The following is a 23,120-nucleotide window of genomic DNA, read 5'->3' as shown; positions in this document are numbered from 1 at the left end:
TTGTGTCATTTACATCATAACTACATCAAATTTATCTTGGCTATATAAAGCTTCTGTATGTACTTTAATTTGTTTAGTGACAAACATTTCTAACTCAGCCAACATATGAGATTCTTCACCTAACAGTGCTTCAACTACTGCTGGTGAGGCATATACTACAAATTTATCTGCATCGTAAGCGCGGTTAACTCGAACAATTTCACGCATGATTTCGAAACAAACAGTCTCAACTGTTTTGACTGACCCTCTACCTTTACAAACCGGGCACTCACCACACAAAATATGCTCTAAACTTTCACGGGTACGTTTGCGGGTCATTTCAATTAAACCCAGTTGAGTAAAGCCATGAATATTAATTTTAGCTCGATCTTTACTAGATGCGACCTCTAAGCTGTGCATTACACGTCTTTTATGGTCGGCATCCGACATATCAATAAAGTCGATTAATATCATGCCACCCAAATTACGTAACCTAAGCTGTCTAGCAATAGCTTGAGTCGCTTCAATGTTGGTATTAAAAATGGTTTCTTCTAAATTTCGATGCCCAACAAATGCCCCAGTATTAATATCAATTGTAGTCATAGCTTCAGTTTGATCTATGATCAAATAGCCACCAGATTTTAAATCAACTCGTCTTTCTAATGAACGTTGAGCTTCATTTTCAACGTCATACAGATCAAAAATAGGTCTATCACCTGGGTAATATTCCAATAACTTATTTAGCTCGGGAGCGTATTCTTTAGTGAATTGTTGTAATTCATTAAAGGACAACTTCGAATCGATACGTATTCTATCAAGTTCGGTCCCCACAAAATCTCGTAAAACCCGTCTAGCTAAAGGTAAATCTTCGTACAAAATATGAGATTTATTTTTCATTCTTGAACGTATTTTATCCCACAAGCGCCTTAGAAAATCTGCGTCTTGTGTCAGCTCTTGGGCTTTCACTCCTTCAGCGGCTGTGCGTAAAATAAAACCGCCATTTTCGCTACAAAAGTCTTGAACTAGCCCTTTTAAACGCTCTCTTTCTGCTTCATCTTCAATTCTTTGCGACACACCTACATGTTCTACACTAGGCATAAACACCAGATATCGAGAGGGAATAGTTATGTCAGTAGTTAATCTCGCACCTTTTGTGCCTATTTGATCTTTTACTACTTGTACAACAATGTTCTGACCGTCTCTGACTAACTCTCGTATATCTTGCTTTTCAATATGATTAGAATTAATTTCTTCTTCTATTTCACTATGTATAGCAATATCCGATGCATGTAAAAAGGCCGCTTTGTCTAGACCGATATCGACAAACGCCGCCTGCATACCAGGTAAAACTCGACTGACTTTGCCTCGATAAATATTACCTACTAAACCACGCTTGGTATGTCTTTCAATATGAATTTCTTGCAAAATTCCATTTTCGATTAATGCCACTCTAGATTCAGACGGTGTAACATTAATTAATAATTCAGCACTCATTCAGTACTCCAAATTCCATTAATAATGACTTTGTTTCATATAAAGGTAAGCCTACTACTGCACTATAGCTACCACTAATTTGTTTCACAAATTGTCCGCCTAAACCTTGTATACCATAACTTCCAGCCTTATCTTGTGGCTCACCAGTAGTCCAATACCAATCGATCTGACTATTGGTTAGAGGAGCAAATTGCACTTGAGTTTCAACTAATATCGTTTTTTGTTGTTTATTTCCTGTTATAGACACTGCGGTATAGACTTGATGGGTGTTATTAGCCAGTAACTTCAGCATATTGTGAGCAGCCGATTTGTTTTCCGGTTTACCTAATATAGTACCTTCAAATACAACACTGGTATCCGCCCCCAGAACCCAAGCCGTTTTATCTTTAGCTCTAGTAAAACCTGTAAGGGCTTTTTCTTTGGCCATTCTAAGAACATACGATTTCGGATTTTCATTTATTATTGGAGTTTCATCAATGTTGACTGAACACTGGATGAAATTAGCACCAAGTTGCTTAAGTAACTCAACTCGACGAGGGGACTGAGATGCTAAAATAAGCATATTTAATGTAATCTTAACTGACGACGAATTCTACGTAATAACCAAAAGAGCCAAGGCCAAATTACCATAGCACTTGCTACAGGCCATAAGTAATCAAATAGAAAGTAGATATCTGTTAATAAATGTAATAACCAAAAGATAACTAAGTTATATAAAGCATTAAGCAATCCAATCACAATAGATTGTTGCCAAACCGAATAATTTCGTAACCTTTGATAATTGGCAGCCAGAACATATGTGGTTAAACACAGAGCAAAACTATGTACTCCCATGCTAGTACCAACCAGAATATCTAAGAATAAGCCGGCAACTAAGGCCACACCTACATTCGCTCGGTTAGGTAACGCTAAAACCCAATAACTCAGTACTAACATGACCCAATCAGGTCGATAAAGATCAACTATTGCTGGCATAGGTGTTATCTGTAACACCAGGGCAATCATAAGACTCAGCGCTATAGAATAGTTACGGAAACTCATTCTGCTAGGGCCTCTTTAGTTAAATCTTCACTAGGCCAGAGTAATAATAAATACTTTAACCTGTCCAGTTGTGCCACAGGAACAGCCGTCACCTGAGCAAAAGGTCGGCTTTCATCACGAATAATTGAACTAACTTTCGCCACTGGATATCCCTCGGGAAATACATTGCCTAACCCAGATGATATTAATAAATCCCCCACTTTTAGATCGCTACTGTGAGGGACATGAGGTATAAATAATTCACGTAAACTGCCAGAACCTGAAACGACTAAGCGTACATTATTACGTGCAACTCGAACAGGAATAGAATGAGTGACATCCGCTAGTAATAACACCCGACTATTAGTTGAACTTACTTGCATGATTTGCCCCACCACACCATTATCATCCAACACAGGTTGTCCTTCAAAAACGCCGTTTATTGCTCCTTTATTTATCACTATCTGATGACTGTAAGGATTGTTATCCACCGCCATTAATTCAGCAACTGATTTTTTAGTGCCATTTTTCACAGGAGAGTTTAACAAACGACGTAAACGCACATTTTCTTGCTGTAAAAAAGTAAAACGTTGCAACTGCTCACTCATTAACACTGCATCATGAGTCAATTTAGCATTTTCTTCTATTAGTCGTTCCTGAGAGACCAAGCGATTGGCACTAGCATTCAACATTTCGCCGGGTAAATTGGCTAAATATTGTAATGGACTCACCAAAGAATTAAGGTAAACGCGGGTTGTACCGAATCCATTGAATTTATGATCAAACAAGATCAAGGCTACCGACAATAACAACCCTAGAGCTAGGCGACTTTGTAGAGAGGGACCTCTAGAAAACATTAGATTCATGTACGTTTGCCTGAAGGCAGCTTAAAGCTGCCTCACTTACTATATTAAATTTCTTCCAATTACTCGTAACTGAAAAGATCGCCACCGTGCATATCGATCATTTCAAAAGCTTTACCACCACCTTTTGCCACACAAGTTAGAGGATCATCAGCAATTACAACAGGAATGCCGGTTTCTTCCATCAACAAACGATCTAAATCTTTCAATAATGCGCCACCACCTGTTAACACCATGCCTCGTTCAGAGATATCAGATGCTAATTCCGGCGGGGATTGCTCTAAAGCAACCATAACTGCAGAGACAATACCGGTTAACGGTTCTTGTAAAGCTTCTAAAATTTCGTTGCTATTAAGGGTAAATCCACGAGGAACACCTTCGGCCAAATTACGGCCACGCACTTCGATTTCTTTCACTTCTTCACCAGGATAGGCAGCACCAATTTCATGCTTAATTCGCTCTGCTGTCGCTTCACCGATAAGTGAACCAAAATTACGACGAATATATGAAATGATGGCTTCATCAAACTTATCACCACCGATCCGTACTGAAGACGAATAAACAATACCGTTTAATGAAATAATAGCGACTTCAGTGGTACCACCACCTATATCTACTACCATTGAACCTGTGGCTTCTGAAACAGGTAAGCCCGCTCCAATAGCGGCAGCCATTGGCTCATCAATTAGATAAACTTCACGAGCTCCAGCTCCTAGAGCAGATTCGCGAATCGCCCTACGTTCAACTTGGGTTGAACCACAAGGTACACATACCAGCACTCTAGGGCTAGGACGTAAAAAATTATTATCATGAACTTGTTTGATAAAATGCTGTAACATTTTTTCAGTCACATAAAAATCTGCAATAACACCATCTTTCATAGGTCTTATCGCTTTTATGTTACCTGGTGTTCTACCCAACATTTGTTTCGCTTCACGACCCACTGCGGCAACACTTTTAGGTCCACCGGCTCGCTCTTGACGAATAGCAACAACTGAAGGCTCATTAAGAACAATTCCCTGATCTTTAATATAAATCAGAGTGTTTGCTGTACCGAGGTCGATGGACAAATCATTAGAGAACATTCCCCGAAGCTTCTTAAACATGGAAAAACCGAATCCTGGTTGGTAATTTATAAATATCCGCTAACTTTACCAACGCACCTAGATTTCAGCAAGGGTTGAGGTTCAACAAGATGATAATAAATGCAGTTTTGGCACTTTTTTTGTTAGTAATACCAATCTAAGTAAATAAATGACCGTATAGCTAAATTATAAAGCCACTAGATCATTTTGAGTGCATAGTAATTTAGTCGTCTTGCTATGATACTTGCTAATTCGGATTGCCCTAAAATATGCAAACAAAAAAATCCCGACAATAAGTCGGGATTTTTATTTGTACATAATTTATGTATAAATTTACTGTTCTCTTACTACTCTAAAACCAATATAGTTTGAACGGAAGCTACCATCTAACTCCATTCGAGTTGACGCCCGAGCTAATCGAGGGGCAAAATTCCAAGCTCCACCTCGAACTACCGCTCTACTCGCGTTTTTATCGCTAACAGTCCATTCCCAAACGTTACCTACTGTATCAAACAAACCAAAGTCATTACGTTCAAATGAGCCCACTGGAGCAGTACTAACATTAGACCATTGGCTACCACACCAACCACAGTTGGCATTATCAGTATCTACGCCTACACCCCACCAGTAATCTGTTTCTTTACCGGCTCTAGCGGCATATTCCCAACGGACTTCTGTTGGCAATTTATATGCGTGGCTACTTGCTTTAGAAATCCAATCAACATATGCCTGAGCATCCTTTAAACTCACACAAACTACAGGACTAGTTTCATTTTGCATAAAACCAGGACTACGCCAATTACGGTTGTCTTCCCACACCGCTTTTCCTTCTTGGTAAGATGCACAACCTTTATCTTTTTCAGCGTCTGTCACATAACTTGTGGCATTCACAAATATCTCAAACTCTTTCACACTGACTTCAGTTTCACTGATACCAAATGATTGTGTTAAATTTTTAGTTTGTACTGGCCTTTCGTTAGCTAAACCTAACCCTGTGATGTCACCCATACGGAAATTACCTGCTGGCACTACCACTAAATTGGGTCCTGGAATGTCACCGGCTAAAATATCTTGAATACGCTCACCTTTACTAAAACGATATTGCGCTCTATCCAATTCAACCCTAAGAGTTTTTGACTCGTTTAAGGTAATTTGTTGACGACTCGGCTCATACCCACGTTTCACTACTTCCACTTCATGTTCACCAGTAGGTAACATGATTTGTAACTTAGTTGAGCCATAACTGACTCCATTAATAAATACTTCGTCATCAAACACATTTGAGCGTACTGTTAATTCATACATAACAGACTCGTCGGTCACTAGTATAGGGGGTGCAGCAGAAATTTTAACATTTTTAGAACGTTTAACATTGGCACAATAACGTTTATCTAAACCTAATAATTCACACCCTTCTGAACGCTTCAAGTTGCCTTGCAATTGCAAATTCATCTTAACGTTATAGTTACCTTGACCACTAAAGTTGCTATCAGCCACTTCACTACGTAAAACTTGAACTGAAGCGTCTGTCGTTTGTCTTCTTTTTTTGGCTTGTTCTGCTTCACTTAAACTATCGTAAACACTATCCAAAAAGCGTTTTGATGCTTTCTGCTTAGCTAATGATTTACCTCGTTCAGTACATTTAGATAAGGTTTCATCTTTATCACATGCAATTTTATGGCTAACAACTACAGCTTCGTTTCGATTAAACTCTTGGTACAAACGATCTATACGGGCGCCATGTAATTGCTCTTTCAGCCCTTCAATGGTATTTAGCAAGCTATGTTTAGACACCTGCATTTGCTCAATATCTTGTAATTTAGTTTGCCATTCATTGTATTTACTTGTAATCGCATCTTTAATTGCTTTGTGAGTTCTTACCGCTTTTGCGTATGTTGCACGCACAGGGGTAATATCTAGATCAGGATTATCAATGACTTTTTCGTACTGAATATTCATTTCTATCAAAGCTGATTGCCGATCAGCTTCTGCCAAAGTGACATTTTGTCTTAATTCAGCCAATTCTCTTTCTAAAGATCCTGCAACACCTATTTCAGCATCTAAATTACTGTTGTAATTGTCATATTCGGATTGTTTGCTAGAAATTTTTTGTTCAATATCAGAAACTGAAGCAGCCAAAATAAATTGGCTAAAAGAAAGGGCAACGATAAAAGTCAGTTGAGCTATACGGTTCATTATTGGGTTCCAAACTGATTGCCTAATGGCAACTATTTTTATTGTTATGATACAAAACAGGCGATAGCCTGCCAACTCACAACTTTGTCAGCCTATGCTATTGAGTTATAACAAAAAGCGCAAGCATGTTAGACATGCAAAGTTGATTTATTTACTAGGTTCCCCTTTACTCTAAGCTTAGTTAAACACCTCTCGCCACTGAATAATACGATCATTGCCTCTAAATAAGCCAAAACTGATAGTTGCATTAGGATAATCCGTCTCGTCTGCAGCAGAACCAGAGTCAGGACCATCAGGACACGTCGCTAAATTACAAATGACTTTATCTCCATTCCAGTCGTAATTTAAATATTCAGGCCAAGTTGTTGGCGCCAACAGCGTATTTAACTGTAATAAGACTTCGCCTTGCGAATTAGGGCCATTAAAAATTAAATCTCCAATTTTATCAGCTTCCCCCAACAGCAAAATGCCATCGCTAGAAATATTATTAAGGTCATCGGTCAAATCAACACTGCCTAAAGGTTTCAAAATTAAATGCCCAGTAGCTTCATCAAAATTAATCGCAGTCTGATTATCATCGATATTTGTTAACCATTTCCCACCTTGATAATACTCAGCTATTAATGGCACTTGAAGTGCTTCAGTTTCAGGGCCGTAATTACTATGCAATGCTAAACGCCCAAAACGCAGGTTAGCTCCTTCCACATCATTAAAATAATAACCATCACAACTGCTATCTGCATAATTTTGACGATAACAAATTCCATTTTCGTCAGTAAAAAATGGCGCTAAAAAATTAATATTTAACTTTGCATCAAAAGGGTCAACAGGACCATACATCAGATTACTAGAATCAACCTTATTATATGTTACCTGAGTATCAAACAGTTCTATACGCTGAGCAAATTCTGCTGCCACTGTAGTCATTATGGGCGCATTTTGATGGACGACCTGAGAACTTCCCACATAACTACTAGTATCAGTAAAACTCAATTTAGCAGCGGTTTTTAAATCCGTTAGAGTCGGTGCGTAGTTCCAACCGCCATAAATATAATTTTTTGTGACTTGGTCTAGTGCATTTTTAGGGGTAATCAATAAAGTCGATTCTTTGGAAAATGATATAGCCTGCCCTAGATAAGTAAAATTACTACTACTTACATTAACATGAGTATTTTGCAAAGCAGGAGCTGAAGCTCCTGCCTCTTCGCTCACTGAGTAATAGGCTGGAATAAAGGTGCCTAGGCTTAAACTAGACTCAGAAGCAATTGTGTTAGCCAAATAATCTGAGTCTTCAACATCTAAAGTAATACGACCGGTTTCGCTATAATAGGCCGTTTCATAAGTATATTTGCCATCAGTAAACCCAACTCCGCTAACGCTATAAAAACTAGGGCTGCCAGTTGCACTTGTCACTGTCCCCCCATCTTTGTATTTAAAATTACCGTCTACTGTGTCAGCAACAATAGGATAATCCCTGATGACTTTTAGTGCTAAATTTTCTGCTTGATAATTTGGCAATAAATTATCATTTTCGCCGTAAGCACCAATTGTATAACTAAAACCTAAGCCTGCTCTGTATAAGTCAGTATCGCCGGCGCCTGTATATAATAATGCTCCGTCAGTTATGCTTAATTTTAAGTAGCTAGGATAGACATCAACAGTTGCTGAACCTTTTAAAATTGAACCACCAGCACTACTTTCAGCACTCAACTGCAATCTGCCAGCATCGGCATAACTTAGGCCAGTAAGTTCGGCATGACCATTAGAATCAAAGGTTAATGGATACACGCCTGTTGATTCTCCAGTGCCATCTCCGGCAATGGCAATACCAGAAAAAGGAGTGATACATTTATCTTCTGTTGGGTTTATGCAGTCGTAACCTAACGTTATGTTGGTGGTACCTATTAATGCTACTTTACAAGAACCAGTAGAGGTGTCCTTTTCTACTGCACGCAGGTTTACATTGAGGAAATTTGTTTCTGCTAATTGATCGGGTAATAAATCTCCTTCTGTATTTCCAAAAAACACAAAAGCGGAATCGACAAACTCTATTTCACAGGTTTCAGTGCCACCATTAAAACAACGTAAAGGTGCATCTGGATTAGCACTAGTTTTTTCCATAGTAATCGTACTTGCATTTGTGACGCTTAAGCTAGTTGTCATCTGCCCAGTAAATACTAAAGAATCTTGCGACCAGCCAAGTGGCGACAGGTTGATTGTGGTTTCATTACTATACAAGGTATCACAGCTTTCATTCGCACAAGCCTTGATCGTCATGGATTCAGCCTCACAAGTCAGTCCTTGTCCATTGTGCTGTATTTCATAATGATCGGGAACAGGGCAACTGTGTCGTTCATCCATAATAGTATGAACATCTGTAGTTGTTAAAACACCTTGATATATCCGAACTTCATCGATTAAACCGTGAAAATCATATCCAGCATTAGCTGCCCAACCACCGATACGAAATTCACTATCGATATAAGTTCGACTTTTTGTAGGTGTACCTTGTCGTTGAGTGAGTACTTGCTCAATACCATCTATGTAAATACGGTTATTTGTGACACTACCATTAGTAAATTCAACTACAACATGGTGCCAACCATTGGCTAGATCGGCACTAGAAATCCCATATAGATCCCCAGTACCGGTATTAAACCCCATAGAACCACCAACCATCCAAATATCATGCGACCTCCAACCAACAGGCATAACACTATTGGTGCCATCCCAGTTCATCCAAAAAGTAACACTGGTTTTAACCCCATCGGTCAAGGTATCTAAGGGTAAACCTGTTACCTGTATGGCTCCATCGTTTTGGCTAGCATATCCACAGGTACCCAACTTACCCACTAAGGCCGGTGTTGCCGTTGCGGGTACCGAGTTATGATTGACTTGAGCATGAAAATCATTACCCGAATAATCTAAAATTTCGTCAGCAGTACCATCCCAGCTACTTTCTTCAAAACGATACTCCACTAATAAACTCGCTGGAGCTGGACATACTCTTGCACTACCATCGGCATTAAGGCCTGCAGCTTGATTGTCATAAAGAGCAGTAATTTCACTTTGATTCATGGCTTGGTTATACACCATAAATTCATCCAACAAGCCGTCAAAAGCTTGCGAGGCATCAAATCCCCCACCGATACTGTCTTGCTCTTGGCCTACAATTAAACTCTGAATATCAAGAGTGCCTGTTAATTGGGTAACACATCCTCTAAAAATTTTGTCTTGATAAATACAACTTTGATCCCCCTCGCGAGTCCAAACTAAATGATGCCAATTATCATCATCTATAGGTGCGATGGATACATCACCATTGTTCTCATCTTTTAAATGGGGCCTAAAGCTATCATTATCGAGAAACCACATAATTAATTCATTATTCTTGGCTCCTGCACCCGACAATATACTTTGATGGCTTTGTTTATCTGTTTTGGCCCAAACCGACAAGGTAAAGTCAGTTTGCCCAGTTAAAACATTTTCATCTAAAATTAAGTAATCTTCTATCCCAGTGGCTGTCAAGTCCACCGCATTACATACCTTACCTTCAACTACTGTAGCGGATAAGGCTTGACCGTTTGCGCCTCCAACACTATCAACTACTACATCATCTAAATCGTTATACAGAAGTTCATCAAAACGATATTCGGCAATGGGTTTGGTAGGGCACGCATGTCGCTCATTCATAATAAGTTCGATTTGAGTTGTGGTTAAATCACTTTCATATACACGCACTTCATCAATTAGCCCATGAAAGTCATAGTTCCTATCGTTTGACCAACCGCCAATCCGTAGCGTGTTGTCTACGTAAGCTTGACTTAAATTCGGAGTACCCTGACGTTGAGTTAACGTTTGTTCTACGCCGTCTAGGTATATACGATTATCGGTTACACTACCGTTAGTAAATTCAACTGTGAAATGATGCCACGTATTAGCTAAGCCAGCACTTGAAATGCCATATACATCGCTACTGCCGGTATTAAATCCTATGGAGCCACCAACTATCCAAATATCATGACCATTCCAGCCAATAGGCATTGAACTTTCAGTCCCATCCCAGTTCATCCAGAAAGTAACGGTTGTTTTGCTGCCATCGGTAATTGTATCTAAAGGCAAACCTGTCACTTGTATTGAGCCATCATTTTGACTTGCGTAACCACAAGTCCCTAATTTTCCTGGTAAAGCAGGTGACGAAAATTTAGCTGTGGAATTATTAGTCACAACACCATGATAATCGTTGCCCGAACTGTCTAAAACTTCATCAACCGTCCCATCCCAATAATCTTCTTCAAAGCGGTACTCAGCGAGTAAATCTTTTATACAAATAGATACATCCTGCATGTCTGAATCTATAGCCGTTTTATCTTGTACAAAATTGTAAATTCTCACATCGTCAAATGAACCATTTGCAGAATTAGCGCTTGAACCATTTACCGCGTAAGTAGAACGATTATCCCCGATAAACAATGTCCCCATCCCATCTAATGTACTACCACCTGGGGTTTCAATATAATCAGTTGTACTGGCCTTTTGACCATTAATATATAGTTGTAACGCGGCATTTATAGGATCCCATGTGACCGCAATATGCACCCATTCATCAGCAGCAAAGGCATAAGTCTCAGTGGTAGAATACAAATCATCATCGCCATTGTATTCGAGACCAAACCTTAATGAACCATTAGAACGTAATACAAGAAAGAAATACTTATTATCAGGGCTCCCTAAACTAGCATCAAGTAACTGCCTATCCCCGCCTCCAGACCAATCTTCATTGCTTTTATACCAAAAAGAAATCGTGCCATTATTTCCCAAGTCGTTAATATTGACGCCAGTATCGACAGCGTTAATTTCACTATTTGAATTATTAAAACCGACAGTTAATGCGGAACAAGATTTCTGCTCTAAATTGTCAAAATAAGGGGCAATAGAGCCAAGAGGTGAGCCATGCTTACTGTTCGCTGTTGAGTCTAAAACGCTAGCCGAATTGCTCCATGTGTCTTGTTCAAATTCATAAAAAGCAACTAATTCTGCTGAAAATCCAATTCTACAGACAAAGCACAAGATCAAAGCCAGAATTATAGATAAGGAGCTAGACAGGAGAGGCCTAAATTTATTCCATAGCATCAACATAAACCTCACGAGTCACTATATAATTTCCAGCTTCACAACGACCAGTACTAATGAATTTTGAATAATTATAAATGGTTCCATTATCTGTTACTGCAACATCATTAGAAGTCACTGTATAACTACAATTATTTAATCCTAACAATCCTTCCATTGGTACTGAATGAACACAATATGCGCTGGCACCCGATATGGGATATTTAGCCGCTAAGCTACATTCCACTCCAGTTCTTGCAGCATTTAATGCTCGTTGGCCTAATACTTCATAAATAACGGTTTCTGAGGATGATGATAATAACCGAGTCATAGTGACCGCTAATAAGCCAAATACAATAATCACAAATAAGGCTATCACCAACATGCTACCTTGTTGGTTTTTAATACTGTAAGGGGATTTAAATAGGTTAAGGTACATTAGGGATATGTACCTCAATATTATAATTGACTATTTCTTCATTCCGCTCAAAAGCTAATAACAAATTGACTAAACCGTTTCTAGTCAGACTAGGGCCGACTATTTTAAAAGGTAATTCATCGTCATCAGTCAGTTCATTAACTAAACCAGTTGCCATTAATATGCCTCCTGATGAATAAGCTGTTTGCTCCAAATCAATGCCAGTTTGGTGGCGTCTTATTTCTCCAGTATTGTGGGCACAATAACTGACAGCATAGCGCGCAAAATATAATCTTGATGCAGGAGAATAATCGGCAAATGTACCTGATAAAGTCAAACTGGCTGTATGTTCAGCAGAATTAGCAGTGCTACAGTCATTATCATCTGTATCGGTGCAGCTTAGAACCTCATGTTTTTTGTTATTAGCAGAATTATAAATATCATCGTTACTGGTAGGGTAAACAAAAGCATAATCAGTGTCTGAAGTGGATAATTGAAAACCAGCAGGATTATCGGCAAACTCGACTATTGTAGCTGCTGTGGTAATTTCAGGGTAAACAGATAAGGAAGTATAAAAACTGGTCCAAAGTGCCGGTACAAACTCGATACATTGAATACTATTGCTTCCGTTAGATTTAATTCGTGCACTATTTGGAATAGCCTGTCGTAACTCACGGTTTAATCTTTCAACCACAAAGCGACTTTCACTTAATATTTGATCTCGTTCAATAACATCAGCATAAATTCCCATACCAGAGCGAATGACCCCCGAAACACCTATAGACACAACACCCAGTACAATAATGACTGTAATTAATTCTATAAGAGTAAAACCTTTGGTATTTGAGGAACGAAGGACAAGAGCCACTAATAATTGCTCCTGAAGGTACTAAAAATAAGTTCTTCGTCATTGGGAGTAATCACTCGCACTTGGATAAATTTAGTATTACCCACATAGTTCCCACCGCCCACTATAGCATCATCTACCCCATCCATGTTGTCGTCATAAAATACAGTGACCGCCAAACTAAATCCAGCATACAAGTCGGCTCCATCGAGCGCTATATTGCTACCCATTGCATTCTGTTTGAAATCTGTACCAGAAGCCGACAAACCGTGATAATCGTCTACATCATTAAACAACTCTCTACTCTCATCCGGCCCTAAATCTTGACTTTGCGTACATGGATTACCACCTTCATTACAACGCAACACTTCACCTGTTCGACTAGAGTTGTCATCAAAGGGTTTACTGGCAATTTCGTTCATGAGCGACTGAGCCAATTCAGTAGCCCGTACTTGGAATATAGGGTCAACACTGCGAATAGCCTGAGGCGCCATTAATGACACAAACAGTGTCATCGCAATAGCAAAGACGACTAAGCCTATTACTAACTCAACTAGGGTAAACCCTCTCAATTTATTCACAGGCATGAATGTAGCCTTCTGATTCGACACAAACTTTGACAGTAGATTCGCCAATAAGCTCGATGACACAGGTAGAGTCACAACTACTAGTGTTAGTTTGTGGACGGCCTAATGAATCAAAACGTATATACCCATAAGATGTACCCGTTGAATCTTGCGCCAGTAAATTTACACTTTCATCTGACATTTCACTAGCTGACGTTGTTAAGTAATCAGGATTCGAATAGTCAATGGCAGTATTACAAGTAGCAGATGTCACACTAGGAGTTTGGTAATCTAATTCAGGGAGGCCAAATGCCGAGGGAGACTCACTAAAGTTAATCTGAAAACAAAGATCATCTCGAGTATCAAACATTGCACGAGTTTGCATATTACGTAACGCAGATATTAAGCGGGCTTGGTAAGTGTATTCTGCGTAACCAGATGAAGTTGAAAACCGACTGTAAGCAGTAACAGCTAACACACTAATTAAGGTTATAACCACAATCAGTTCAATAAGAGTATAAGCTCGATATTTTTGTCGAGGTAATGAACTAGTCAATTTCATATCACCCTCGTCTAACAATCTAAAACGCCACACAAACAAAAGGGAGCTAGGCTTGCTCCCATTTTAATAACCTAAATTTACAACTAACAGCCACCTGTGACTAGAGTAACAACCGGAGCAACATTCTCACCCGTCGATTCAGTATAAAGCACATGACAGCTTGCGCCAGTAGCGGCGGTAAGCGTTAAATCGATTGTATTGGCATCAGCAGGATGGATGGTAAATGTTCCTACCGCTGAGGTTGTGCCACCCGCACCCACCGTAAAAGTAAAGTCACTTGTTGCTAATTCTACCCAACCAGACAATGTAGTAGCAGTCGCAGCTTCTGCATCTGGATATCCGTAATCAGTTTCGACAGTTTGCCCGCCAACTGAAACCTGAGAAGTAGAATCCCCTGCAGCCGCTGTTTTTTGCTCTCCGGCAATGGCCGATTTGGCATAAACTAGTTGGGCTCCGCCCTGCAGAGCAGCCTTAACCCCTTGCAAAGTTGCGGCTCTAGCGTCACCTTGAATATCGATAAATTTAGGAGCAGCCGTTACTGCTAGAATGCCTAAAATTACAATCACAATAATTAATTCAATTAATGTAAACCCGCGTTGCTGTTGCATAAACCTATCCTCTTTGATGCTAAATATTTTATATTTTATAGAATGTATAGGGTTTATACCATCAATGCCCTTTTAAACCCATTTACTTTAGGTATGTAATTTCTTACCTAATAATAATTAATTATTACTAAAGACAATAACTTGCCCAATGCGTGGGTCATAAATAAAGCCATTACCAACAGTATTATCAACTGGTTCAGTTGTACGATTTTTAATAGTTTGGGTTAAATAATAATAGCAAACATCATTACCACCAGATCCTGCATCAGTGTTAACACGAGTAAAATAGCGATAATTCTCAAAAGGGCGATTGGCCCAATTTGAAGAAATAGTAGGTGCACTTTGCATAATCAAATTAAAAATACTTTCACAATCCAACACACTTACCACATCATCTTCACTGCTACTGTCAGTGCTAAGTTGTCCTGTAGGGTATCCAGTATCTTTGTCGATGCCAACTTGGATACTTTCAATGGTAATAAAAGTTGAATTAGAACCATTATTTTCTTTAGGCCTTCCTTCTAACTCCCACTGTGCCCTTGCTAGGCCAACCCCAGTGGCAAATCCGCCAGCAACGCCTTCTACTGTAGCGTCCTCGGCATCGGTCGTCACATCGAGTAATCTTGGTAATGCAGTAGCAGCCAACAAGCCCAAAATAACCACAACTATGACTAATTCAATCAGGGTAAAACCTTGTTGCGTTTGCTTCATTTGTTTCAGACTATTTAGCCTATCGTCATTAATTAACATTTATATACTCCAACAAAATCTAAGTTTAATTTTTTATTTGTAACACTTGGCCTAAATTCATTTTATATTCAAAATACGCACCTGAAGATAATCGATATCGACAAATTTCATCAATACTATTACCCGTTATCGACTTTCCATCATAGTAGTCCACAAGTACCTCAAGCCCTTCAAGTTCAAGAGGAAATCCCAGCATCATATTCCAAATTTTTATACATCCATTAACATTAGTCTCGGTTTTAGGCCAGCCTTGAACACTCATCAAAATCGACTGGCTTTTAGTCTCAACTAACTTTTTCCCTTCACCTAATTGACTGGAATAGGTGCTTACCATAAGTTTTTCTGGGCGGCCTTCTGCTTGCCACTGCCAATGTGCATTATTAACACTAGCACTAAATGTATCCGCTAGCTTCTCTAAAGACAAGCGACGAATATCTGCCGAACTATTATACAAATAATGAATAAAAACAGCTGTTAAGCTCAAAAATACCACAACCACTAAGATGTTAATAAATAAACTTCTATTACGTTCTAGAGCGGCTTCATTTTTTTGCACTTTTTTACCCTTTTATGGCACTCATCATGTCCCACATAGGAGTGAAAATCCCTAACGCTAGAACTAAAACCATAGCAGCTACGACCATAATCAATAAAGGCTCAATTTTAGCTGTCAAACTTTTTAAATCGTAATCAACTTCCCGTTCATAAAATTCTGCCGCTTCTGACAACAACTCATCTACTCGTCCCGTTTCCTCACCTACATTGATCATTTGCAAAACCAAAGGAGTAAATAACTGGCTACTACTAGCTACTCTAGACAGGCTTTCACCTTTTTCAATGTTTTTTCGCATAGTGATCACTCTATCTGCCATAAAACTATTATCTACAGCTTCAGAAACTAAATTTAAAGCAGACGTTAAAGGAACCCCAGAAACCAACATCATAGAAAAACTACGAGAAAAGCGACCTAACAAAGTACGCTCAAAAATACTGCCAACTATGGGCAAACGTAACTTAGTTTTATCCCACTTATATTGACCGCTATCGGTTTGCAAATACTTGGCCAATAAAAAAATACACACAGAAACAATAACTAACAAATAATGCCACTTGGTCATAAAAAACTCTGAAGTACTAAGCAAGATCCTAGTCATCAAGGGCAATTCAGCACCAAAAGATTTAAACATATCAGCAAAAATAGGAATAACCACCATATTCATAATTACCATAGCAATCACGATAGCAATCAGTACAAACATAGGATAACGAGTAGCAGACTTAATTTGTTTACGGGTTTCTAACTCTCTTTCGAGATAAAAGCCTAGCTGCAGAAATGCATCATCTAATTTACCTGTGTTTTCGCCAACATGGACCATACTGACAAATAATTTATTAAATACTTGTGGGTGTTTATTTAATGCCGTCGACAGGGTTCTACCCCGCTCTAAGCCTTCTCCTACATCGTACAAAGCTAACTTCATACGTTTAGAGCTAGTTGTGTCAGCTAAGCCTTTCACGGCTCTTAAAATCGGAATTCCTGACTTGGCTAAAGAATACATTTGTCGAGAAAATATAACTAAATCTTCTAATTTAATAGCAGGTGTAAATATTGAAATACCCAGTTCCGTAGAGACATTTTGCTCCGCATCTTGGCTTTTGGTTATTTCAATTGGTATAAAGTTTCGTCCAGACAAAATGAGTGCGACAGCTTTTGCATCTGCAGCTTCTAAGATTCCAGTTGCTAGCTCACCAGAAGGTTTTCGAGCTTTATAATTAAAATTAGCCATTGTAAGGCCCCAATGGATCATCTTTAGGAGCTAACTCTAGAGTTGTATTTTCAGGTTTTAAACTCTCTTTGGGGGCATCACTCTCGGTATCGACTTCTAGGTTAGGTTCCAGCATATTTTCTTCGTCCGGTTTATTTTCTATACGATCATCCGATACCATCTCAATCAATTTTAACACCTCATCGACAGTAGTAATCCCCATCTTGGCATACATTAATGCGACTTTCGCCAAAGGCACAAAACCTGTACTTTTTTCAGCGTTTTGAGTAAATGCAACTGTGTCATTCATTTTCAGTGCATTCATCATGCTCTCGGTCATCTCTAATAATTCAAAGACACCAACACGTCCTTTGTATCCTGTTTGGTTACAGTTCTGACAACCCCGACCTTTTTTGAAAGATATTGCATCTAAGTTTTTGTCTAAACTATAAAGCCAAAAACGCTGTTCATTATTTAATTGATAGTTAGTACTACAGTTGGTGCAAATTTTTCTTACTAATCTTTGTGCGACGATTGCTCGCAATGAACTAGCCACTAAATAACCAGGAGCGCCCATGTCTAATAATCGAATGGCGCTACTTACTGCATCATTGGTGTGCAAAGTAGATAACACTAAGTGACCTGTTAATGCCCCTCGCAGACCAATTTCTGCTGTTTCTTGATCTCGCATTTCTCCCACCATAATAATGTCGGGATCTTGTCTTAAAGTAGTACGTAGAATATTAGAAAAACTTAAGCCAATCTTATTATTGGTTTGTACTTGGTTAATTCGCGGCAATCGATATTCAATAGGATCTTCAACAGTAATAATTTTTGTTGCCGCATTATTTAATTCACTTAAAGCGCCATACAAGGTAGTCGTTTTACCAGACCCTGTAGGACCAGTAACCAAAATCATGCCGTGAGGTCTGTGTAACAAACTTCTAAAACGAGTCAATAAAGCGGTTGGCATACCTGTTTGTTCTAAACTTAATATCCCAGCAGACTGATCTAGTAATCTCATCACCACAGATTCACCGCCTTGAATCGGCATAGTCGACACCCTGACATCAACTAAATGGCCTTTAATACGTATACTCGTGCGGCCATCTTGAGGTAATCGTTTTTCTGAAATATCTAAACCAGACATTAATTTGAGTCTGAGTACTAAAGCAGAAGCAATATTATTTTCTTTTATTACATTTTCTTGTAACACGCCGTCTACCCGCATACGTATACGTAACATAGCTTCATCGGGTTCAATATGAATATCAGAGGCTTTTGCTTGAATAGCATCTTCAAATATAGACTGTAATAACCTTGCTACAGTTGTATCTTGTTCATCACCCACACCTGTATCAAAATCAAATTCGTTATCATCTTGATATTCTTCTGCCAGTTCTTGGGCGAAAGAAGCTATTTCATCGGTACGGCGATATAAATTATCATAGGCTTGCAGCAACTGACTGTCACTGACTACCGCCACATCTATGGGCTTTGGTAACAACCTAGACAATACATCAATTGCAGCAAGGTCAGCAGGGTCACTCATTCCAACTAAAAGCCGGTCGCCCTTATCCTCTAGAACTAAAGCTCGATAACGTCTAGCCTGCACTTCAGGCAATAAATTAACCGCCGCACTAGTGACGTTATATTGATTAATATCTATATGGGGAACTTTTAAATGTTGAGATAAAAACGAAAGCAACTGCTCTTCCGTTACAAATCCCAATTCGATCAACATCACACCTAGTTTACGACCTGACTGCTTTTGTGCTGCCAAAGTTTGGGTTAACTGATCTTCAGTAATAATGCCATTTTGTAATAGTAAATCACCTAAGCGTATTTTTACTTTCGCTTTCATTCAGCCTCCAACAATATTTGTATTCTTTGCTCAACAAAAGCGTTAACTGCATTTTCTAACTGATTAGATCGTAATGCCTTCTGATAAGCCGGAAGCGCGGCATCATAATTGCCAGTTTGATCCTCAATTATGCCTAATCCTAACCACCACTTGCCATTAGATGGTGAAATTTCTGTTAAGGTTAAGTAGTCAGTTTTGGCTAAATCAATTTGTTTAAGCTGTCTTGCCAAACCTGCTCTGTAGGCTAAAAACTCTTCTGTATCAATTTTGGGTTGAAATCCACTAATAGCTTTCATTGCCTGATTGGGCTGCTCTTGTGCCACATAAACGCGGGCAAGCATCAAGCGAAAGTCTGTTCTTTCTGGAAAGACTTCCACACCCTCAATTAATAATAGTTTTGCTTGAACATAATTTCCTTGCGAGAACTTTAATGATGCAAGTTTTTTTCGAGCATTTATATTGTCTGGCTCAGACTTCAATAATGTTGCAAGTAATGAGCTTGCTTGAGTCGTATTACCTGCGGCAAGATTTTCTGAAATATTTTGTTTGAGCTCTGCCAACCTTTTATCTTGACCGCTACCACTCATGCTAAATGTCGCTGGCTTTTTTCTAGGTTTATTCTCGACAATAGGATTTTCAGTCACTGGTTCAACTATTGTTCTTGCTTCTACATCTGGTGTGGGTATCTCTACAGTGACTATTTGTGAGCTTTGTTCTATCTCTCCTTGCTCAACTTTTTTTCCCACAGGTTGTTGAATTACTCCATCATCAAATACTAAAACAGGCTTAGTCTGTTGGGTTTTAGGTATATCTTTAAGCTCAACACTTTGCATCTTTTTAACTATTTTAGGCTCAGCTACCGGTACAGTATCTTTTAATTTTATTGATAAAGGAGCTTCATCTTTCATATGTCTAGAATTGCTCAATATCGCATAAGCGATAGCCGCCACGGCAATGATTAGTAGAAGTATAACTCTAATTTTAGAAGACTTTTTTTCAGGTGGTTGATAGTCGGCGTTTATCGCCTCAGTTTGTGACTCTCTAGATTCAAGATCTTTTAACATCTTGTTGATCACACTCATGAGAAAAACCTCATAAAACCAAAGTACCCAGCCACAATTATGAATACAATTAATAGCACACTGTAAAGGACTATATTCATTCTATTGGAGATTGGAATTGCCGCTTCTGTATCTTTAATCGCCAATTTTAAATAAGCTTCAGTAATTTTCAGCTGTCCCTCACCGTAAGCTAACATCAAGGCTTTATGACATAATACATTTACAATTCGAGGGGTTCCTTGACTGGCTTTATATAATAATTTACAACAAGTTCGATCAAATATTTCAGCCCCTTTATAACCCGCCACCAACATCCTATGCTTCACATATTGATAAACTTGATCGGCATCCATTAAACGTAAAGAATAGGCAAAGGTAATTCTCTGTTTTAATTGTCTTAACTCAGGTAAGGCTAATTTATCATTTAACTCTGGCTGTCCAAATAACACCACTTGAATTAGCTTTCTAGTTTCAGTTTCTAAATTAGTAACTAGCCTTAATGCTTCAATACTTTCTACGGGTAATGCTTGTGCTTCATCAATTATTAACACCACGCCTCTATTACTTTGATTAATTTGTATAAGGCGTTGTTGAATACGCTGGGTGAACTCTTGCTGATCGGCTTGGTCAGTCAATACTACGTTTAACTCGTTAGCGACGGCTCGGCGTAATTCACTTGGGGTTAAATATGGATTTGGGATATAAGCAGCAACAAAATGATCAGGTAATTCGTTTAGCAACTTTCTACAGATTAAAGTTTTACCTGTTCCTACTTCACCGGTGACTTTAATAAACCCTTCTCCGGTTTTTAAAGCGGTAAGTAAAACTTGAATCGCTTCTTTATGACTAGGTAAGCCAAAGAAATAACTAGTATTGGGAGTTAGAGTAAAGGGTAATTCTTTAATACCGTAGTGGTATAAATACATGGTTTAATCCACTAAAAGCCAGTCAGCCATTTGATCTCGACTGCGGCGTAATTCCTGTTTCCAAGTATTATTATTAACAACTGTAGGTCGAATCAAAATGATCAATTCCTTTTTCACTTCTTTTTCTTGTTTGCTTTTAAATAAATTACCAAATACTGGAATATCACCTAACCAAGGAGTTTGAGATTCGGAAGTAGAAATAATGGATTGCATAAGGCCGCCTATTACCACAATTTCTCCCGATTTAGCTTTAATAACAGTATCTGACTCTCGAATGTTACTTTGTGCTAACGGTAAAATGTATTGCTCTTCGTTTAAAGTAACCACTTTCTCTTGTTCTTGTGTTTCTATCACTGAAGGATGCACATGTAACAACACTTCATCATACTGATTAATTTGCGGGGTCACATCTAAAGCAATACCAGAGAAGAATGGAGTTAGTTCAATATTTGGAACTACAGATGTGCTACTTGATGAAATGGTACTTTGGCTGGATACGTCAGTAACAAAATATTCGTCATCACCCACTTTAATCACAGCTTTTTGATTATTAGTCGCAGTGACTCTTGGGCTAGACAGAACCTGAACATTACCTTGAGTTGATAATAAGGATAAAACACCCGAGAAATCTTTATTAACAAAAGACAAGCTTGTGACATTACCTAAAGCTGCGCTGATTGAGTTACCAATGGTGCCTGCTGTAGTTGAAAACTGGAAATCTGTCGAGCCACTATTAGCCAAGATCTGTCCCCAATTTATCCCTTGTTGGTAACCGTCATCTAAGGATACTTCAATAATTCTAGCTTCTAAGATAACTTGTCTTTGCACTATTTCTTCAGACACATCTAGAAAAGCCTTTATTGAGCGAATCTCACCAGGTAGTGCTCGCACTGTCACTAATCCTGCTTGTGGTGTAACCATCACGCTTCTGCCATCCCCTTCAGGGATCATTGTCTCTAAAGTTGCCAATAAATCCGACCAAAAATCGGTATCAGTGCTAGTCGAAATGTTTGTGCCATTACCACTATTAGAATTAGAACTGTTGCCACCACTGCTATTACTACTGTTACTATTGCCACTGAAGTTATTTTGAGAGCTAGTACCACTTTGATTACTACTATTACCGCTACTGCTCGAAGCAACTTGTGATACACCACCCGAGGTTATACTTGTTTGGGTAGTACCATTTCTTTTCATTAATAAATAATTAACTGCAAAAGTTTCGGTGCGCATACCTGACGGATAGATACGATAAATATTTTGTTTACGCTCAATTTCGTAACCGTAAAGTTCTGCAACTAAATCAAATACATCATTTAGCGCTACTTGTTTTAAATCTAATGAAATATCGCCCGTCACTTCTGGGTGAATAGCCACACTAAAAGGGGTATCTTTTACTATGCTGCTAAAAAATACAGCGGCTGGCAGTTGTTGCGCATTGATATCGTACTTTACTACGCCAAAGAGTTGCTCAGGTGTTTCAGTTGTTTTCGGCAATAAAGCTTGATTCACTTCATCAGGTATTGAATCAAGAGATTTAGCCGTTGTATTTTTTTGCTGATCAAATTCGGCAATCGCAGAATCTAGAGAATTCTCCACAGCACTCTTTTGAGGTGGAGTTTGACAGCCACAAGTTACAATCACCAAACTAATAAATAATAATTTTTTAAAAACCATTGTTGATATCTTTTTTAATATTGTGGTTATTTATAAATAGTGTTTTTTCGCCACTATCTGTATTGAGTATTACCTGATTTTGACTAATCAAAATCACTTTATTACCTTGTACAAAGTCTGCTACTCGATATTGCTTTCCATTAATTACTGCATACTTACTTTGACCCGTTATAAAAACAGCATTAAGTACTAGTGCGGAGCTTACTTCATCTTGCATTTTTTTCTGATGAAAAGCACCTTGAGGTTTAGTTGGGTCGATCAATGTTTTTGCTGCAACGAAAGTAATCTGGCTTAAGCACAGAAATATAAAAAATAGTAGTCGCATC

Annotated in this window: 20 protein-coding genes; all 20 read right to left on the bottom strand. The window is 38.7% G+C overall.

Annotation, left to right across the window (positions count from 1 at the left end):
• Nucleotides 1-9 precede the first annotated feature (9 nt).
• Entirely contained in the window at nucleotides 10-1,473 is a 1,464-nt protein-coding gene (gene rng / locus GQR87_RS00970; protein WP_158965660.1) for a ribonuclease G, read from the bottom strand.
• Nucleotides 1,463-2,035 (bottom strand): nucleoside triphosphate pyrophosphatase, encoded by a 573-nt coding sequence (locus GQR87_RS00965; protein WP_158965658.1) that lies wholly within the window; start codon nucleotides 2,033-2,035, stop codon nucleotides 1,463-1,465. Before GQR87_RS00965 ends, rng begins: the two co-directional genes overlap by 11 nt.
• A 2-nt stretch (nucleotides 2,036-2,037) precedes the next feature.
• Nucleotides 2,038-2,514: a rod shape-determining protein MreD gene (gene mreD, locus GQR87_RS00960; protein WP_158965656.1), complete on the bottom strand. Its 477-nt coding sequence runs from the start codon at nucleotides 2,512-2,514 to the stop codon at nucleotides 2,038-2,040.
• Nucleotides 2,511-3,359, bottom strand: coding sequence for a rod shape-determining protein MreC (gene mreC, locus GQR87_RS00955; RefSeq protein WP_158965654.1), 849 nt, complete (start codon nucleotides 3,357-3,359; stop codon nucleotides 2,511-2,513). Before mreC ends, mreD begins: the two co-directional genes overlap by 4 nt.
• Nucleotides 3,360-3,418: 59 nt before the next feature.
• Nucleotides 3,419-4,462, bottom strand: coding sequence for a rod shape-determining protein (locus tag GQR87_RS00950; protein WP_158965652.1), 1,044 nt, complete (start codon nucleotides 4,460-4,462; stop codon nucleotides 3,419-3,421).
• A gap of 312 nt (nucleotides 4,463-4,774) precedes the next feature.
• A complete protein-coding gene (locus GQR87_RS00945; protein ID WP_158965650.1) occupies nucleotides 4,775-6,637 on the bottom strand; it encodes a formylglycine-generating enzyme family protein in 1,863 nt (620 codons plus the stop codon).
• A gap of 177 nt (nucleotides 6,638-6,814) precedes the next feature.
• On the bottom strand, nucleotides 6,815-11,707 hold the full coding sequence (locus tag GQR87_RS00940; protein WP_158965648.1) for a LamG domain-containing protein: 4,893 nt from the start codon (nucleotides 11,705-11,707) through the stop codon (nucleotides 6,815-6,817).
• A 49-nt stretch (nucleotides 11,708-11,756) separates the two neighbouring features.
• Complete coding sequence (locus GQR87_RS00935; protein ID WP_158965646.1) at nucleotides 11,757-12,188, bottom strand: MSHA biogenesis protein MshP; 432 nt, start codon at nucleotides 12,186-12,188, stop codon at nucleotides 11,757-11,759.
• Nucleotides 12,178-13,035 (bottom strand): PilW family protein, encoded by an 858-nt coding sequence (locus GQR87_RS00930; protein WP_158965644.1) that lies wholly within the window; start codon nucleotides 13,033-13,035, stop codon nucleotides 12,178-12,180. Before GQR87_RS00930 ends, GQR87_RS00935 begins: the two co-directional genes overlap by 11 nt.
• Entirely contained in the window at nucleotides 13,035-13,601 is a 567-nt protein-coding gene (locus GQR87_RS00925) for a prepilin-type N-terminal cleavage/methylation domain-containing protein (protein ID WP_158965642.1), read from the bottom strand. Before GQR87_RS00925 ends, GQR87_RS00930 begins: the two co-directional genes overlap by 1 nt.
• Nucleotides 13,588-14,142, bottom strand: coding sequence for a type II secretion system protein (locus GQR87_RS00920; RefSeq protein ID WP_158965640.1), 555 nt, complete (start codon nucleotides 14,140-14,142; stop codon nucleotides 13,588-13,590). The genes GQR87_RS00925 and GQR87_RS00920 overlap by 14 nt, the downstream gene beginning before the upstream one ends.
• A gap of 83 nt (nucleotides 14,143-14,225) precedes the next feature.
• Nucleotides 14,226-14,750: a prepilin-type N-terminal cleavage/methylation domain-containing protein gene (locus GQR87_RS00915; RefSeq protein ID WP_158965638.1), complete on the bottom strand. Its 525-nt coding sequence runs from the start codon at nucleotides 14,748-14,750 to the stop codon at nucleotides 14,226-14,228.
• 117 nt (nucleotides 14,751-14,867) lie between these two features.
• A complete protein-coding gene (locus GQR87_RS00910) occupies nucleotides 14,868-15,500 on the bottom strand; it encodes a prepilin-type N-terminal cleavage/methylation domain-containing protein (RefSeq protein WP_158965636.1) in 633 nt (210 codons plus the stop codon).
• Nucleotides 15,501-15,525: 25 nt separating this feature from the next.
• A complete protein-coding gene (locus GQR87_RS00905) occupies nucleotides 15,526-16,056 on the bottom strand; it encodes a hypothetical protein (RefSeq protein WP_158965634.1) in 531 nt (176 codons plus the stop codon).
• A gap of 4 nt (nucleotides 16,057-16,060) precedes the next feature.
• A complete protein-coding gene (locus tag GQR87_RS00900) occupies nucleotides 16,061-17,287 on the bottom strand; it encodes a type II secretion system F family protein (protein ID WP_158965632.1) in 1,227 nt (408 codons plus the stop codon).
• Nucleotides 17,280-19,130 carry a GspE/PulE family protein gene (locus GQR87_RS00895; protein ID WP_158965630.1) on the bottom strand — a complete coding sequence of 617 codons (1,851 nt, stop codon included), beginning with the start codon at nucleotides 19,128-19,130 and terminating at the stop codon, nucleotides 17,280-17,282. Before GQR87_RS00895 ends, GQR87_RS00900 begins: the two co-directional genes overlap by 8 nt.
• On the bottom strand, nucleotides 19,127-20,212 hold the full coding sequence (locus GQR87_RS00890; protein ID WP_158965628.1) for a lipopolysaccharide assembly protein LapB: 1,086 nt from the start codon (nucleotides 20,210-20,212) through the stop codon (nucleotides 19,127-19,129). Before GQR87_RS00890 ends, GQR87_RS00895 begins: the two co-directional genes overlap by 4 nt.
• Nucleotides 20,209-21,117 (bottom strand): ExeA family protein, encoded by a 909-nt coding sequence (locus GQR87_RS00885; RefSeq protein ID WP_158965626.1) that lies wholly within the window; start codon nucleotides 21,115-21,117, stop codon nucleotides 20,209-20,211. Before GQR87_RS00885 ends, GQR87_RS00890 begins: the two co-directional genes overlap by 4 nt.
• 3 nt (nucleotides 21,118-21,120) lie before the next feature.
• The gene (gene mshL, locus GQR87_RS00880) at nucleotides 21,121-22,794 is read right to left on the bottom strand and encodes a pilus (MSHA type) biogenesis protein MshL (RefSeq protein ID WP_199271669.1); all 1,674 of its coding nucleotides are present in this window, start codon (nucleotides 22,792-22,794) and stop codon (nucleotides 21,121-21,123) included.
• The gene (locus GQR87_RS00875) at nucleotides 22,784-23,119 is read right to left on the bottom strand and encodes a hypothetical protein (protein ID WP_158965624.1); all 336 of its coding nucleotides are present in this window, start codon (nucleotides 23,117-23,119) and stop codon (nucleotides 22,784-22,786) included. The genes mshL and GQR87_RS00875 overlap by 11 nt, the downstream gene beginning before the upstream one ends.
• Nucleotide 23,120 lies beyond the last annotated feature (1 nt).

This window comes from Paraglaciecola sp. L3A3, from assembly GCF_009796765.1.
Classification (GTDB): Bacteria; Pseudomonadota; Gammaproteobacteria; order Enterobacterales; family Alteromonadaceae; genus Paraglaciecola.
This window is presented reverse-complemented; position numbering and strand designations above follow the sequence as displayed.